Genomic DNA, 14,341 nt, shown 5'->3' with positions numbered 1-14,341 from the left:
AAAATGATAAGTGCCGATGTGCCTACCGCGCAGAGGTAAGTTGTGGTCCCAAGGCGCATAAGTTGTGTGCCGTTCAAATGAAGGTGTCGACGCCATGTTCAAATACAAAAGCCCTCTGAGCCGGCTTCTAGAAGGCGCGGGCAAAACAGACGAAAAAGACGCTGCCGAAAGCGTGGCACCTGCCGAGGAGACTGCGGAACCCATCGCCGATTTCAACGCACTGCGCCAAGCTCTGGCTGGCGGCAACGCGACATCCGAAACTTACGAGGAATCGGATGAGTTGATGCCGGAAGAAAAGATGCCGGACTTCGCCGAAGAGGTTGCGGTCGAAACGCCTGAAGACGTGGTCGAAGAACCTGTCGAGCAACCGCTTCAAGAAGACCATCAGAGTGGCACACAGAACGACGAATTGTCACCAGAAGCCCCTGCCGAAGACGATCCGGTTGTAACGCTACGCCTTGGCACCGAGGACAGTGCGGAGGTGGTCGATGCGACACCCGAAGCACCCACCGCAGAGGCCGAAGAACCGGCTCCACCAGCGTCAATCGAAGACGCAGCGCCAGCGGAAGAGGTTGCAGAGCCTGCACCGACACCCGCCACTGCGCCTGCCGCGGATCGCCGGTCGCGTGTAAAAACAACCTTCCTGGGTTTCGAGCGCGCCGATACCCATGTTCAGGACATGATGGAATCTGCCGAGCCCGTCACCAAGACGGAAACCGCGCAGGAAACCTTCCCGGTTGGCTGGTTGGTCGTCACTGCGGGGCCTGGCCGCGGGGCAAGCGTAGCCTTGACCGAAGGGCTGATGCAGATCGGCCGGAATGATGATCAGGCGATCCAGCTTGATTTCGGCGACACAGGCATTTCTCGCGAAAATCACGCCGTGATCGCCTACGATCCGGAAGATCGTAAATGCTATCTGGGTCATGGTGGCAAGGCGAACCTCGTTCGCCTGAACGGCAAACCCGTGCTCAGCACCATCGCCCTGACCAGCGGTGATCTGATCCGCATCAGCGAAACCTCGATCCGGTTCATGGCCTTCTGCGATGACGGCTTTGACTGGAGGGATTCGTAACTGATGTTGGCGACTCCGGCATATGACATTGCCCTGATCCTGAATCAGGGTCAGCGCGACTCGCAAGAAGATGCCGTCGCCGCGCGGACCTTCGATGCAGTCGACGCGGGCTATATTGCAGTCGCCGACGGTATGGGCGGTCACGAGGCGGGTGAGGTTGCCTCGGAGCTGGTGATCAATGCCTGGCGCGATGCGCTGGATGATGAGTTGGATGTCGAAACGCTGTCAGAACGCTCACTTGTTGATGCGCTGCCGCTTGCTGCGATGCAGGCCAATGCATCCATTGCCAGCCACAACGAAGAACAGGGCTTGGGCTTTAACATGGGCTCAACGCTTCTGGGTGTGCTCTTGCTGGGCCATCGCGTCTACTGGATTTCGATCGGTGACAGCCCGTTCTATCTGTTCCGGGACGGCGCGCTATCGCAGATGAATGAAGATCATTCGATGGCACCTGCGATTGACGCACAAGTTGCGCAAGGGACTCTGACTGAAGAACAGGCCCGTGCGCATCCGGATCGAAATCAGCTGACATCGGTCGTTATGGGCGGCGCAATCCCAAAGGTCGACTGCCCCGAAGAGCCGCTGAACCTATCCGCGGCTGACATCGTTGTCCTCGGCAGCGATGGGTTGCAGACCCTTACGGACAGCGAAATCCAGGATGTACTAGCTGAACACCAAAACGCATTGGCGCAAGAGATCGCCGATGCCTTGCTACAGGCCGTTTTGGCCAAGGCAAAACCCGATCAGGACAACCTGACAATCGCGGTCGCGAAACCAAACAAATCATAACAGGCAAAGCAACCAGACCATGAGAAAGCACCTTATCATATCAAGCCTTGCACTTGCCGCTGCCACCGGCGCGGCCTGGGCGCAAGAAGCGTGTTCAACCTATGAAATCCAGCGCGGCGACAGCCTGCGCGAGTTGTCCATTCAGGTCTATTCGACCGAGGATTTCCGCGTCATCTATGATGCCAACCGTGATGTAATCGGATCCAACCCCAACATCATCCGCGTTGGTGATGTGCTGACAATGCCCTGCCTTGAAGATATCGGCCGCACCTCGGTCCTTGTGGACACCGAAGAAGGGCGTCTGGCGACTGAAATGGCGGCCGAGCTTGTAAAAGCTGCGGAAGAACGTGCCGCAAAAGCGATTGCAGAAGCCGAGGCACGGGTGGCCGCCGCTGAAGCCGAAGCCCAAAAAGCCAGTGAAGATGCAGTAATTGCCGCAAAGGCTGCGGCTAAAGATGAGATTGAAGCTGCGCGCGCCGAAGGTGCAGCATTGATCCGTCAGGCACAAACCGGTGAACGGCCCGAGATCCGCGACCGGCAGCTTCTGCTGATCACGGGCGGTGGTTTCATGCCCTTCACCGATGAATCGCTGCCAAACCGCGGGCTATACACTCACCTCGTGGAAACAGCGATGCTGCGCGCTGCGCCTGAACAGGGTTACAAAATCCAGTTCGTTAACGACTGGTCCTCGCATCTGGATCTGTTGATGCCGACGCTGGCATTCGACGGCACATTCCCGTGGTCCCGCCCAAATTGCGAACAGGCAGAAGCCCTGTCTGAAAGCGATCGGAACCGGTGCGAAACCTACAACTTCTCGAACCCGTTCTACGAGGTTGTGGATTCATTCTTCGCACGCGAAGGCTCGGGATATGAGCAAACACTGAGCTATGTGGATTTCGCCGGGACAACGATCTGTCGCCCCGAAGGCTGGTCGCTATCGCATATGGATGCTGTCAGCCTGTATGAACCGGTTATCACCCTATTGCGCCCGGTCGATCCCGATGACTGCTTTCACGCCGTGATCGAAGGCCGCGCCGATATCGTTGCCATCGAGGCCCATCTGGCGGACGAGGCAATCTCGCGTCTGGGATATCAGCACCGCATTATCGAGAACCCCAACCTAGCGGCGGTAAAGTCGCTTAACGTCATGACCCATAAAGATAACCCTGATGGGGAAGCGATCCTCGAGACGCTAAATCAGGGACTGGCAATCATGCAGCAATCCGGAGAGTGGCGCGATATCGTGTCGACCGCTCTGCGACATCAAATGGAAAATGGATAAGGCCCGGCACGGCCTAAGAAACCTACAAGTCTGGAGGAAGTGGACATGTTTGAACTCAATATTAAGAAAGTGGTGATGTCGGCCACTGCCGTCACTGCACTGAGCGCGGGTGCGGCCGCCGCGCAGCAAGCCTGTACGAACTATACCGTTTCGGATGGCGACACGATGGCGACCATCGCGATCGCGGCATATGGCTCGTCAAACTACCAGCCGATCTTCAACGCGAACCGCAACATCATCAGCAACCCAAACGATCTTGAGCCGGGCCTGGTTCTGGCGCTGCCTTGCGAGGACGGTAGCCTGCCGAACGGTCAGTCTGCTCAGGAAATTATCGCGGCGGAAGAACAACGTGCTGCCAGCGTAAAACGCTCGAATGTCTATGCCCCGCCGATCAAGATGGTCGCGGGTAACGGCTGGGAACCGTTTACGACTGAGGGCCTGAGTGGCGGCGGCATCATGACCCGTCTGGCAACCACGAGCCTGCAGCGTGCAGGAAACAGCCGCGAATATTCGGTCAGCTTCGTGGATGACTGGACATCGCACTTGGACACTCTTTTGCCGCTAGGCGCATTCGATATTTCGATTGCCTGGACACTGCCAGATTGTACCAACCGGACATATGAATGGTCCGAGGCAACAGAGGCGCGCTGCACGCAGTTCGTCGGAACTGTTCCGGTATATGATGTTGTCGGCGGCTTTTTCACGCTTCCAGAAAGCGACTACGCCAATGCAACAACCTTTGCAGATCTTGAAGGTTCGACCCTCTGCCGTATGACCGGCTGGAGCATGGTTGTTCTGGAAGAAGTTGGTCTGAACAGCAAGAACCTGGAACTGATCCACCCCAATTCTGCGCGTGAGTGTCTGGATGCAGTTTTGACTGGTTCAGCCGATGTGGCAGCATTCGAGGTGGAACTGTTCGCGGCGACAATGAAAGACATGGGCCTGACATCGCAGGACATTGTCGAAAACCCGTATGTATCCACGCTGTCATCCATGAGCTTCTTGGCACACCGCTCGAACCCCTTTGCTCGTGAATACATCGCGATGATGAACAAGGGCCTGAATGAGATGCGCCAGTCTGGTGAATGGTACGCAATCATCTCGGACACACTGCGTGAGCAGAACGAAAAACTGAATGCCGGTTCGAACTGATCCCTCGGTTCAACTGTCACTATGGGGCCGATCCTGTGATCGGCCCTTTTTTATTGGGGGATCAGTTGATCCAGGCGACCAGATAGTCTTTCGGGGGGCAACAGCCGAGCGATCTTACGCAACAACCGCTTGCCACCCAACCGCAGCCACTGATTTTGCCGAAGTCCCCAATAGGCAGCAGTTTTTGCCCCCAAGGCGGCCAGTTCTTGCCGGGATACGCGAAACGCCTGATGGCCTGATATCTCATACGGATGAAGATAGATATGTGGGGCCAACCCGTTGGTTTTAGCCTGTGCAATCAGATCCTTGGCCACATTATCTGGTGCGAGTTTCAGATAGGTTCCGCCCAGACGTATCTGAGGCCCCCTGCCCCTGTATTGCGCGGAAAACAGCGGCAACACCTGCAGCGTTGACAACCCCATCATCCGTACAAATTCCCGACATTGATCCGGCGACCCAAAGAAAGACGAACTGTCATATTCGAAATACCGCTCAATCAACTGATATTGCTCGGGCGTCTCGCGGTTCACATGAAACTTCGGTGCGCGAAAACCTTTGACAGGAGTATTCGCCGCCGTTTGCAATTGATCTTTCGCACGCGCCAGCATGGCGTCGACGGTTTGCGCCGACTGCTGGTTCATACTGTCATGATAGTGATAGTGGCAGGCGATTTCATGCCCCTGCCCTGCAATATGTGCAATCAGGTCCGAGGCACGTTCCGCAACCACGCCTGTGCAGAAAAAGGTGGCCTTGCGTCCGTCCGGGCCACCGTTTTCCTGTAAAAAGCCATCAATCAGTTCATAGCTCTGCCACAGAGCCTCTGCGCGCAATGGACCGGTTTCCCAGATACCTAAATCGCGCTTCAGGTCGTGGGCGAAATCCTCGAAATCAATGCTCAGATACACGCGGTCACGCCACTGCTTTGCTCGGGCTTTCCTCTTTCAACGCCTCGCGCAGCACGACGAAATCACCGATGACCAGCGCATCCACACCCGACGCCGCGAAGGTCGCGCAGGCATTGAGCGGCGAATAGACGATCGGTTCCTGAATGTTGAACGAGGTGTTCAACAGGACCGGCACACCGGTCTTTTCACCGAACTTCGTCAGCAAGGCGTGGTAGATCGGGTTGGCCGTTGGCGAAACCGAATGCACGCGCGCTGTCTGATCGGTATGGGTGATGGCCGGGATGTCTTTTGCCCGATCGTCACGCACGCGGGCAACGATGTTCATGTAAGGGCTGGTTTGGTCGATCTCAAAAAAGTCCGCCGCAGCCTCTTCTGCAACGCTGGGTGCGAAGGGACGGAAGTGCTCCCGCTTCTTGATCTTGGCGTTGATGTCATCGCGGATGCTGTCCTGCCGGGGATCGGCCAGGAACGACCTGGTGCCCAGTGCCCTCGGGCCAAACTCGGCCCGCCCCTGGAACCAGGCGATAATCTTGCCATCGGCCAGCAGGTCCGAGACCTTTTCGATCAGCGCATCTTGCGGCAGCGCGGTTTGAGGCTGCGCGCAATAGTCGTTCAACGCCATAGTGATCGACGCCTCATCCCATTCTGCACCCAGATAGGGGTTTCGGACCGAGGCCATGTCGACCTGATCATGCGGAATACAGGCCAGCGCAGCACCAACGGCGCAACCGGCATCATGCGGTGCAGGCGGGATGATGATCTCATCAAACGTCCCATTCGAAATTAATGTGCCATTTGCCGTCACGTTCAACGCGCAGCCGCCCGAGATAACCAGTTTACGCAGGTCAGGATTGGCTTTGCGGACCGGCTCTAGCACGTGGTGCAGCGCATCCTCGAATGCGGCCTGAACCGACGCGGCCAGGTCGATATGGCGCTCATTTGGCACGGTTCCGGGCTCACGCGCCTTACCGAACAGCTCTTCCAAACGGGGATGAAAGACACCGCGCAGGGCCGAGTGATAGTCGCACAACGTGGTGTTCACCCGGTAGCCGCCATTGTCTTCTAACAGCAGGATCTCTTTCAAGATCGCATCGCGGTAAATGGGTTTGCCATAGGGCGCCAGCCCCATCATCTTGTATTCGCCTTCCAGCATCTTAAAGCCCAGAAAGCCGGTGAAAGCGGAATAGAAGTGACCCAGAGAATTTGGCCAGCGGTGATCGGCAATCTGCTCACGCTTGCCATTGCGCATCGTGGTGACGATGGTCGAGCTTTCTTCGCCACCGCCGTCGTAAGACAACGATACAAAACTGTCCCAATCGCGCATCGCTTCGGCATAAAGCTGATGGGTCAGGTGGTGATTGATGTAATGCAATTTGAAATCGCAAGGCCCATGTTCCGAAGTCAGAATCTTGCGGATTTTGAATAGGTCCATCCAGCCGCTGTCCTGCGGCGTTTCTCCGCCACTGCCTGACGAGAACAACGCGCCGATTCGCGTTGTCACGCCTTTTGCCGCCGATGGGCTTTGTAGAATCTTGCGGACCGTGCCCATACCACGCCCGGCCATGCGCCAGGGCTGCCAATACACGGCGACCTCGTCGATATCTGCGAATTTCAAACCGCCGATCCGAAGCACTTCCGAGATTGCATGATGGGGAAAAGCACCGTCGTTCTTGACCCGAGTCAGACGCTCTTCTTCAACCGCGGCAACCAGTTTTCCATCTACAAACAACGCCGCTGCGCTGTTGTTCATCGTTGCCAAACCCAAAATTACTGACATAACCTAAAACACCCTTGGCCAAATAAACTGCCGTTAACGCGCATACCGTAACGGCCTTCGCGTTCGCTGTGCAAGGATGTAGATCACACAAGCCCGGCAGAAAATACGCAAGTCCGCGGAAACTGGCTGAACGGTCTGAAAATCAAAGCATTTGTCTAGAGTATTGCGCAATAAGCTGCAAATATCTCTTTGCTTGGACTGGCTTTGAACTGCGAACAATCCTCTGATTTTGACGAATCCGTTTACAATTTCCACCCTCCCGGGATCAAACACCGCACCCTCGGAAAAGAGTGTTTACAAGACCCCTGTTCGGTCTGATAGGTTGCAGCCGTTGAGTTTGGCATTTGGTTTGGTTTTGATTTTCAGGTTTGCGTATGTTCCCATCTCGCCAATGTTCCAGCCCGTTCGATTGCGCGGGATCATGGCAAGAGCGTAGCAAGAACAAACTGTTATGACGGGCATCGCCCGAAAACTGCCTGTAAAGGCGGCGCATCCTGATGAATGAGATACCGACCCGATTTACGAGGTGCAAGGAATGAAGATTCTGTCGTTCAAATCTGGCCATGACGGCACCGTGGCGGGAATCGATTGTACAAGCAAAAGCCTCTTGTTCTCGTATGAGGCCGAAAAGAACAGCTTTCCTCGCTACACACCGGTCACTCCTGATACTTTCATTGATGCCGGGCTTTGGTTCAAAGATCTGCCAGAGGTTCTGGCTCTCAGCGGCTGGTCCAGCAGCGGAATGGATCATGTCACCACCTCGGGCGCGGGATATTTCGGTATCGGCCAGGGCTCGGAAAGCGTGGGTAAACGCACCTTCTTTGGCAAGACGGTCGACTACTATTCCTCCACCCATGAACGGGCACATATCTGGTGCAGCTATGCGCTGTCACCCTTTGCACAGGGTGAGCCTTGCTACGTGCTGTTGTGGGAAGGCGCCTTGGGTGATTTCTATGAAATCGACCGCAATCTGAACATTCATCACCGGGGTCAGGTGATGACCGCGCCAGGCAGCCGGTTCGCGTTTCTTTATGCTCTGGCCGATCCCGAGTTTCCCATTTCGGGCGGTGAGATGCGCCCGTCGGACCCAGGCCGCCTGATGGCCGCCTGTGCCTTTGGCGAGGCTGGTCCGGTAGATGAAGATGAACAGGCGTTTATCGATCAGATACTGTCGGTTGATCTTGCGTCGAACCCGTTGCGCAAAAGCTCATTCGTAAACTCGCCCTTCTTCAATATCGGCACCGACAGCCAGCGGCTCAAGAATCTGGCGACCAAACTGTCAGACGCCATATTCTCGCGCTTTCGTCAGTTCGCAGAAGAGAACCTGAAAGAGGGTTTGCCACTGTTGATCGCCGGCGGCTGCGGCCTGAATGGGAACTGGAACGCTCAATGGGAGAACAGCGGCCTGTTTCGAGAAGTGTTTGTGCCGCCCACCACAGGGGATTCGGGCTGTGCAATTGGTACGGCTGTCGATGCAATGCGACACTATACGGGGCAAGCCAAACTGGAATGGTCTGTCTATTCTGGTCAGTCTTTCTCGGACGACAAGGTTGAGTTGGAGGGGCTGAAGGCCTCAGAACTGAACCTCAAGACAGTCGCGCAAGCGCTTTACGACGGAAAAATCATTGGATGGACGCGAGGCAATTGTGAAATCGGCCCGCGCGCGCTGGGCAATCGGTCGATACTCGCAGCTCCCTTCAAGACAGAGACGCGCGCCCGGCTGAACCGGATCAAGGGACGAGCAGAAAACAGCCCCGTTGCTCCGTCCTGCCTGGAAGAAGACGCGGCGCTGCATTTCGCGATGAAAGGCCCCTCGCCCTATATGCTCAGCTTTCATCAGGTGACTGACCCGAAATTGGCAGCGGTGACCCATGTGGATGGTTCGGCCCGCGTACAAACCGTGCGGCGCGACCAGAACGCGTTTTTCTATGACCTGCTGGCCGAGTTCAAATCGATCTCGGGCACCGGAGTTCTGTGCAATACTTCACTGAACTTTCGAAATTCAGGGTTTATCAACACCTCAAGCGATCTGGCGCATTATGCGCGGCAGGTCGGACTGGATGGTTTTGTAGCAGGAAACACGTTTTACGAGATTATCGACGGTTGAAGGTATCTATGTTCGGGCACCCGGACAAACAGTTCAATTCCGAGTATTGTGATGAAGAGTAATGAGTTTGTGTTCAGCACGTATCAAGGGAGGCCGGCAATGAGAACGGCCGATACTATTCACGTAGAAAAACCCGATCTCATGTGGTGCGCAGTGATAGTGCTGCTTGCGGTGGTTTTGTTCTTTGCCGCAACTCCGTGGGGTATCGGGGTCCGACCGGATTCGGCCTCATACCTTGGGTTTCCATTCTATTTTCAGGGGCATTCGCCAGGATACATCTGGGCAATCGACATCGTCGAAAGTCTTGGGATGGGCCCACTGACGGCGGCCACCGTGGTTAACCTGTCTTTCCTTTGCCTAAATGCATTGATGACATTTGCGCTGGCGCGCGGGCTGGGAGCATCCCGGTTGATCGCCGGTTTTGCAGCGCTTTTGATCGTAACATCTCCTTTGGTGTTTGAACTGCATGTGACCGTTCTGTCCGAAGGGATGTTCATCTTTCTGATGCTGCTGACTCTGGCGCTGCTGAGCGTCTATGCCGGCTCGGGTGCTGTGCGTTTTCTGATCCTGGCCGGGCTTGTATCGGTTCTGGTGTTCCTGACCCGTTTCAACGGCGCGCCTATCTGGGTCGTTGGAGTTTTGACACCCCTGTTTCTGGGCCCACAGGGTATAAAACCCCGCTTGCTGCATGCCGGAGCTTTTCTAGCCGCGGTAATCGCGCCGCTGATGATGTGGTCATACATCGAATCAGCAGCCGGCGGATCGGGCCTTGGGCGAGAGTTTGCGTTTCTGGGCAACGCAACATGGGCCATTCTGATACAAGGCGCAAACTCGATTTGGGTGTCGTTCTTTCCAAATGTGGTGCCCGATGTTCTGAAGATCGCCGTCAGCCTGGTTCTGATCGCTCTGCTGATCTGGATCGTCTGGCACGAAACCATGACTCGCGTTGTCACACGCGCGCCGGATACGACGAATAACCGTTGTGCGGCATTCCCGCTGCTGGCAACTGTCTATATCTTTGGCCATTTCGCGCTGCTGCTGTTGTCGATCCTGATCGAACCAAATCTACCTTTGAAACCCTCGTATTTTGCGCCGGTCTACGTGCTGCTGATCATCATGGGCGCGCACTACTGCGCGCGTTTTGCGGCGGACGACGGCTTGCAGCGCTGGACTGGGCTGGCCCTGATGGGGCTCGGCGCGTTGGTTCTGATCTCAAATATAGCCAGAACCGGAAATCTGATTACCGAGTTCCGGGAAGAGGGCATCTTTTTCGCAGGTCCGAAATGGTATCAATCGCCGTTGGCGGCTGAGATTGGCAAACTGGACCCCGAGACATTTGTGTATTCCAATGCCCCGGACGTGGTTCATCTGGTCACAGGGTACAAAACCACCTGGTTACCAATGAAATTCAACCGACGCACCGGGTTCGAAATCCCCGAACGCCCCTACGCCAAAACGCTGGGTGAAATGCGGGAAGGTTTGGCAAATGGAACAGCTGTTGTTGCCTATTTCGATGATGTGACATGGCGGTTCTACTTGCCCACTCAGGACGAGTTGACGCAAGAACTGAACCTGACCGAGGTCATCCGTACAACAGATGGAACTCTTTTGAATACTTTGGGCAATTAACGACGTGCCGAGGGGCCTGCCCTGCGGTTACACTTCCTCAACTTAACTCAGCTGAGGGGCGCGTCATGCTTATGACGAAAGCCGAACATGAAGTTGGCACCGACGAAGCGCTCTGGCCGCAAGGGCTTGAGATTGCGGTGATCCTGCCCTGCTATAACGAGGCGGTCGCCATTGGCGAAACCATCGCGCAGTTTCGGGCAGCTCTGCCAGGCGCGACAATCTATGTCTTTGACAATAACTCGACCGACAACACCACTCAGGTCGCGCGCGAGGCAGGTGCCGTGGTTCGCACCGAAAATCTACAGGGCAAAGGCAATGTCGTCCGCCGGATGTTCGCGGATGTCGAGGCTGATGTTTATGTGATGGCCGATGGGGATGCGACCTATGACAGCGCCGCCGCGCCCCAGCTTGTCCAACTTCTGGTGTCGCAGAACCTGGATATGGTGAACGGCGCACGTGTGAACAAAGAGACCGAGGCCTATCGGCGGGGACACAAGTTCGGCAACGCGCTGTTTACTGGCTTGGTCAAGTTCTTCTTCAGCGACAAGATCGACGATTTGCTGTCAGGCTATCGCGTGTTCAGCCGTCGCTTTGTCAAAAGCTTCCCGGCCCTATCGAACGGATTTGAGATCGAAACGGAACTGACGGTCCATGCCATGCAGATGCGCATGCCCATCGGCGAAGTTCAAACGAGCTATTTCTCGCGCCTGCCGGAATCAACCTCGAAGCTTTCGACCTTCAAGGATGGCTGGCGCATTCTCAAGATGATCAGCCTGTTGATCAAAGAAGAAAAACCTATGGTCTTCTTCATGTCGCTGGCTCTGATCTTCTTTCTTCCGTCGTTGTCTGTATTCCTGTCGGTCTTGAACGAGTTCCTGCAAACGGGGATCGTCAGCAGGTTCCCATCTCTGATTGTGGCGGTTGCAGGGTTTGTGGCTGCAATGTTGTCGGTTGTCTGCGCCTTGATCCTGGATTCCTTGGCGCGCGGACGGCGCGAGATTCGGCGCCTGTCCTATCTGCAGTTCCCGGGTGTCACTCAGACAAACGCACCCAAAGACTGACTTTGGGTGCAGTGCAGGTTCAGCCCAGAAGCTGGTCGTAAATTTTGCACACACCGTCAATGTGAATGGCCATCCCGAAATTCTCTCTGGCATAGCGCTGACCGGCGTCGATAATCCGCTCCTTCAACGCTCTGTCATTATGCATCCGTTTGACAGGTTCAACAAACGCCTCGGCGTCGAATGGATCAACAAGAAATCCGTTCTCGCCCTCCACAATCGCCTCAACATTGCCGCCGTGCCGTGTGGCCACCACAGGGGTGCCTAGATACATGGTTTCAATCAATGTGCGTCCAAAGGGTTCATCCAATGCGGTGACCAGATTAGCGTCCATCGCGGCCATGTAACCGTCGATCGGCTGACGGAAGCCCATGAAGTGAATCTGGTCATCCATCCAAGCCTCGGATGCCAGATCTTTACAGGTTTTTTCCAATTCACCGCCGCGCTCGCCGACGCTGCCAAACAGCAGGCCGTGCACCGGCACATCGGGCATGGCCTTTTGAATTGCAGCGACCGCTTTGACAAAATGATCAGGGCGCTTTCGCGGAACGTAATTTCCGAAATACCCCAGCATCAGCGCCTCTGGCGGTAGGTTCAGTTCGTCCAACACGTCCTGCCGTGCTTGCCCGGGATCGGGCGGGTTGGGGTTAAAGTCGAACGGACTGCGGATTACGGTGAACTTCTTATCCACCGACCGCACCGGTTTGCTGGGTTTCGAAAAATGAGAAACGCTGATGATATGGTCCGACAGGACCGGTGCCAGCTTATTGATCCCAAAGGCGGTCGGGTCCTGCCGGTGATGCCAGATATGCTTGCGACCTGACAGTTTCGTCGGCAGCGCCCAGTTTGAATGCATGCGGCCTTCGTTCGTATGGACGATATCCGGTTTGATGCGGTTCAGAACCGAGATGAACCCCGGGACGCTGGACAACAAATACTTTGCGGGCCCGCAATCCCCTTCATATTTGATCTGCCCTGGTGACATGAGAGCAGGCTTTTCAAGCACCTCATAGTCCAGCCTCAGTGATTTGGCGTACTCCCCCGCCAGACCATCCTGATAGTGCACAATGATATAAGGTTCGTATTTTGATCGGTCCAAGCCTGCGGCCAGCTTCATGGCCGAGACATGGCTGCCACCGATGACGGTGTCCCCTTCAAAAGGAAACAAGATTCGTTTGGTCATTTGTCTTCTCGTTAATCTTAAATCACTGGTAAATGCGGGGTCTTCAAACGTGGTTTCTTAATGTGTTGGCGATCCCCTACTGCCGCGCCAGATGTGACCGGATGGCAAAGATGCATCCCGTCGTCCAGACGATGTTGAAAACCACATGGGACAGGGCGACACCCTCGATCCCCAAGATATAAAGCAACGGTATGAACGACAACGCGAATATGCCGGTCGCCACCATTGTTGTACGCACCAATGCCCGATCCAGCCCCATGCTCAGCATGGTTGGATTTAACGACAACCCGCCCAGATAGATCACCGCCGCAAACATCAGAATTGTCATAACCGGAGCAGCGCCCGCAAATTCGGCCCCAAACAGCAAGACCGCGAGATCAGACATTTTCCACGCCAGCGGGATCGAAATCACCAGCGACACGCTCAACATCACCAGTGAGACATAGCGCACAAGTTTCCAGAACTTGATGAACTCTTGCGCAGACCAAAGCCGCGTCATCTCAGGGTACAGGACCTGTCGGATCGGGCCGCCGATACGCACGATATTCGTCATGATACGTTTGCCGACTTGATAGAAACCAACCGAGGTAACATCCAGAAGCGCCCCCACGACAAGCACGTCAAGCCGTTGGGTTGATTGCCGCAGCACGACGTTGAAGTTCGAATTCCACAAAAACCGCAGGAACCGGGGGTTCTGCTTTAGCGCAGTTCTGAGGCTCAACCGCATAAAGCTGTGTACGCCACGCCGTTTCAGTTCGCGCAGCGCAAGGCAGAAGGCAACAAGGCCAGTCAAAACCTGATGCATCAGCATCAGAGCCAGAAACGCCCAAAGTCCCAGATCCAGCAGGAACACAATGATCGTGCCCACAAGCCGCAAACCGGCGACCACCATGTCTGACACAGCCAGCAGATCAAACCGGTCATGAACGCGCAACACTGCAATACCGGTGGGCCGCAGCGACAGGAACAATCCCAAGGCTACAAGAACGATATAGGTTGAACCGCGGTCTTCGGGCAGGCCGATCAGCGGGGCTAGAAACGGCGCAAGCAAGATGGCGACTGCACCTGCCAGAAGACCTCCAAGAATATCTATGACAACCGACAGTTTGATCAGATGTGCAAAGCGGTTTGTATCCTCCTCGGTCAGCGCGTCGCTGCCGTACTTAATCACGGCCTGCCACGGTTCCAGCCGACACAGCCGGTCCAGCACCTGCACATAAGCATCAACCAAAGCCAGTATCCCCACCGCAGCAGGGCCCACCGCGCGCGCGGTGATGATCAGAGTCAGCAGCCCAAACACCGCGATGAGTATCTGGGACAAGAACAGCCAGGACATGTTCTTTGCAAGCCGCCCGATCAGGGATTTGGCGTCAAAACGGATCATGGT

Annotated in this window: 11 protein-coding genes; 7 read left to right on the top strand and 4 right to left on the bottom strand. The window is 55.6% G+C overall.

Features of this window, described 5'->3' with window-relative positions; genetic code table 11:
- Positions 1 to 94: 94 nt before the first annotated feature.
- Genes ACR0EL_RS11060 through ACR0EL_RS11045 form a run of 4 tightly spaced genes read left to right on the top strand, consistent with a single transcriptional unit; the run spans position 95 to position 4,295 of the window.
- Complete coding sequence (locus ACR0EL_RS11060) at positions 95 to 1,072, top strand: FHA domain-containing protein (protein ID WP_480499923.1); 978 nt, start codon at positions 95 to 97, stop codon at positions 1,070 to 1,072.
- 3 nt (positions 1,073 to 1,075) lie between these two features.
- Positions 1,076 to 1,861, top strand: a complete 786-nt coding sequence (locus tag ACR0EL_RS11055; protein WP_170534935.1) for a PP2C family protein-serine/threonine phosphatase — start codon at positions 1,076 to 1,078, stop codon at positions 1,859 to 1,861.
- Positions 1,862 to 1,880: 19 nt separating this feature from the next.
- On the top strand, positions 1,881 to 3,143 hold the full coding sequence (locus tag ACR0EL_RS11050) for a substrate-binding periplasmic protein (RefSeq protein WP_480499922.1): 1,263 nt from the start codon (positions 1,881 to 1,883) through the stop codon (positions 3,141 to 3,143).
- Between the two features lie 45 nt (positions 3,144 to 3,188).
- Positions 3,189 to 4,295 carry a peptidoglycan-binding protein LysM gene (locus ACR0EL_RS11045; RefSeq protein WP_480499921.1) on the top strand — a complete coding sequence of 369 codons (1,107 nt, stop codon included), beginning with the start codon at positions 3,189 to 3,191 and terminating at the stop codon, positions 4,293 to 4,295.
- 50 nt (positions 4,296 to 4,345) lie between these two features.
- On the opposite strand, the gene ACR0EL_RS11040 is transcribed toward ACR0EL_RS11045, so the two are convergent.
- Together ACR0EL_RS11040 and ACR0EL_RS11035 are read right to left on the bottom strand one after the other, a co-directional pair.
- A complete protein-coding gene (locus ACR0EL_RS11040) occupies positions 4,346 to 5,200 on the bottom strand; it encodes a polysaccharide deacetylase family protein (RefSeq protein WP_480499920.1) in 855 nt (284 codons plus the stop codon).
- A 4-nt stretch (positions 5,201 to 5,204) separates the two neighbouring features.
- On the bottom strand, positions 5,205 to 6,977 hold the full coding sequence (locus ACR0EL_RS11035) for a carbamoyltransferase family protein (protein ID WP_480499919.1): 1,773 nt from the start codon (positions 6,975 to 6,977) through the stop codon (positions 5,205 to 5,207).
- A gap of 535 nt (positions 6,978 to 7,512) precedes the next feature.
- Between ACR0EL_RS11035 and ACR0EL_RS11030 the strand changes: the two genes are divergently transcribed.
- From ACR0EL_RS11030 to ACR0EL_RS11020, 3 genes are all read left to right on the top strand, one after another.
- Positions 7,513 to 9,084 carry a carbamoyltransferase C-terminal domain-containing protein gene (locus tag ACR0EL_RS11030; RefSeq protein WP_480499917.1) on the top strand — a complete coding sequence of 524 codons (1,572 nt, stop codon included), beginning with the start codon at positions 7,513 to 7,515 and terminating at the stop codon, positions 9,082 to 9,084.
- Positions 9,085 to 9,183: 99 nt separating this feature from the next.
- Positions 9,184 to 10,713: a hypothetical protein gene (locus ACR0EL_RS11025; RefSeq protein ID WP_480499916.1), complete on the top strand. Its 1,530-nt coding sequence runs from the start codon at positions 9,184 to 9,186 to the stop codon at positions 10,711 to 10,713.
- 65 nt (positions 10,714 to 10,778) lie between these two features.
- A complete protein-coding gene (locus ACR0EL_RS11020) occupies positions 10,779 to 11,774 on the top strand; it encodes a glycosyltransferase family 2 protein (protein ID WP_480499915.1) in 996 nt (331 codons plus the stop codon).
- Positions 11,775 to 11,793: 19 nt separating this feature from the next.
- On the opposite strand, the gene ACR0EL_RS11015 is transcribed toward ACR0EL_RS11020, so the two are convergent.
- Together ACR0EL_RS11015 and ACR0EL_RS11010 are read right to left on the bottom strand one after the other, a co-directional pair.
- On the bottom strand, positions 11,794 to 12,954 hold the full coding sequence (locus ACR0EL_RS11015) for a glycosyltransferase family 4 protein (protein ID WP_480499914.1): 1,161 nt from the start codon (positions 12,952 to 12,954) through the stop codon (positions 11,794 to 11,796).
- Between the two features lie 76 nt (positions 12,955 to 13,030).
- On the bottom strand, positions 13,031 to 14,338 hold the full coding sequence (locus ACR0EL_RS11010; protein WP_480499912.1) for a lipopolysaccharide biosynthesis protein: 1,308 nt from the start codon (positions 14,336 to 14,338) through the stop codon (positions 13,031 to 13,033).
- Positions 14,339 to 14,341 lie beyond the last annotated feature (3 nt).

Source organism: Ruegeria sp. AH12, assembly GCF_056541465.1.
This window is presented reverse-complemented; position numbering and strand designations above follow the sequence as displayed.

What these genes read in the sequence shown, in the direction of transcription:
- ACR0EL_RS11060 (WP_480499923.1), top strand. Translation starts at nt 95, where the DNA reads ATGTTCAAATACAAAAGCCCTCTGAGCCGGCTTCTAGAAGGCGCGGGC.
- ACR0EL_RS11055 (WP_170534935.1), top strand. Translation starts at nt 1,076, where the DNA reads ATGTTGGCGACTCCGGCATATGACATTGCCCTGATCCTGAATCAGGGT.
- ACR0EL_RS11050 (WP_480499922.1), top strand. Translation starts at nt 1,881, where the DNA reads ATGAGAAAGCACCTTATCATATCAAGCCTTGCACTTGCCGCTGCCACC.
- ACR0EL_RS11045 (WP_480499921.1), top strand. Translation starts at nt 3,189, where the DNA reads ATGTTTGAACTCAATATTAAGAAAGTGGTGATGTCGGCCACTGCCGTC.
- ACR0EL_RS11035 (WP_480499919.1), bottom strand. Translation starts at nt 6,977, where the DNA reads ATGTCAGTAATTTTGGGTTTGGCAACGATGAACAACAGCGCAGCGGCG.
- ACR0EL_RS11030 (WP_480499917.1), top strand. Translation starts at nt 7,513, where the DNA reads ATGAAGATTCTGTCGTTCAAATCTGGCCATGACGGCACCGTGGCGGGA.
- ACR0EL_RS11025 (WP_480499916.1), top strand. Translation starts at nt 9,184, where the DNA reads ATGAGAACGGCCGATACTATTCACGTAGAAAAACCCGATCTCATGTGG.
- ACR0EL_RS11020 (WP_480499915.1), top strand. Translation starts at nt 10,779, where the DNA reads ATGCTTATGACGAAAGCCGAACATGAAGTTGGCACCGACGAAGCGCTC.
- ACR0EL_RS11015 (WP_480499914.1), bottom strand. Translation starts at nt 12,954, where the DNA reads ATGACCAAACGAATCTTGTTTCCTTTTGAAGGGGACACCGTCATCGGT.
- ACR0EL_RS11010 (WP_480499912.1), bottom strand. Translation starts at nt 14,338, where the DNA reads ATGATCCGTTTTGACGCCAAATCCCTGATCGGGCGGCTTGCAAAGAAC.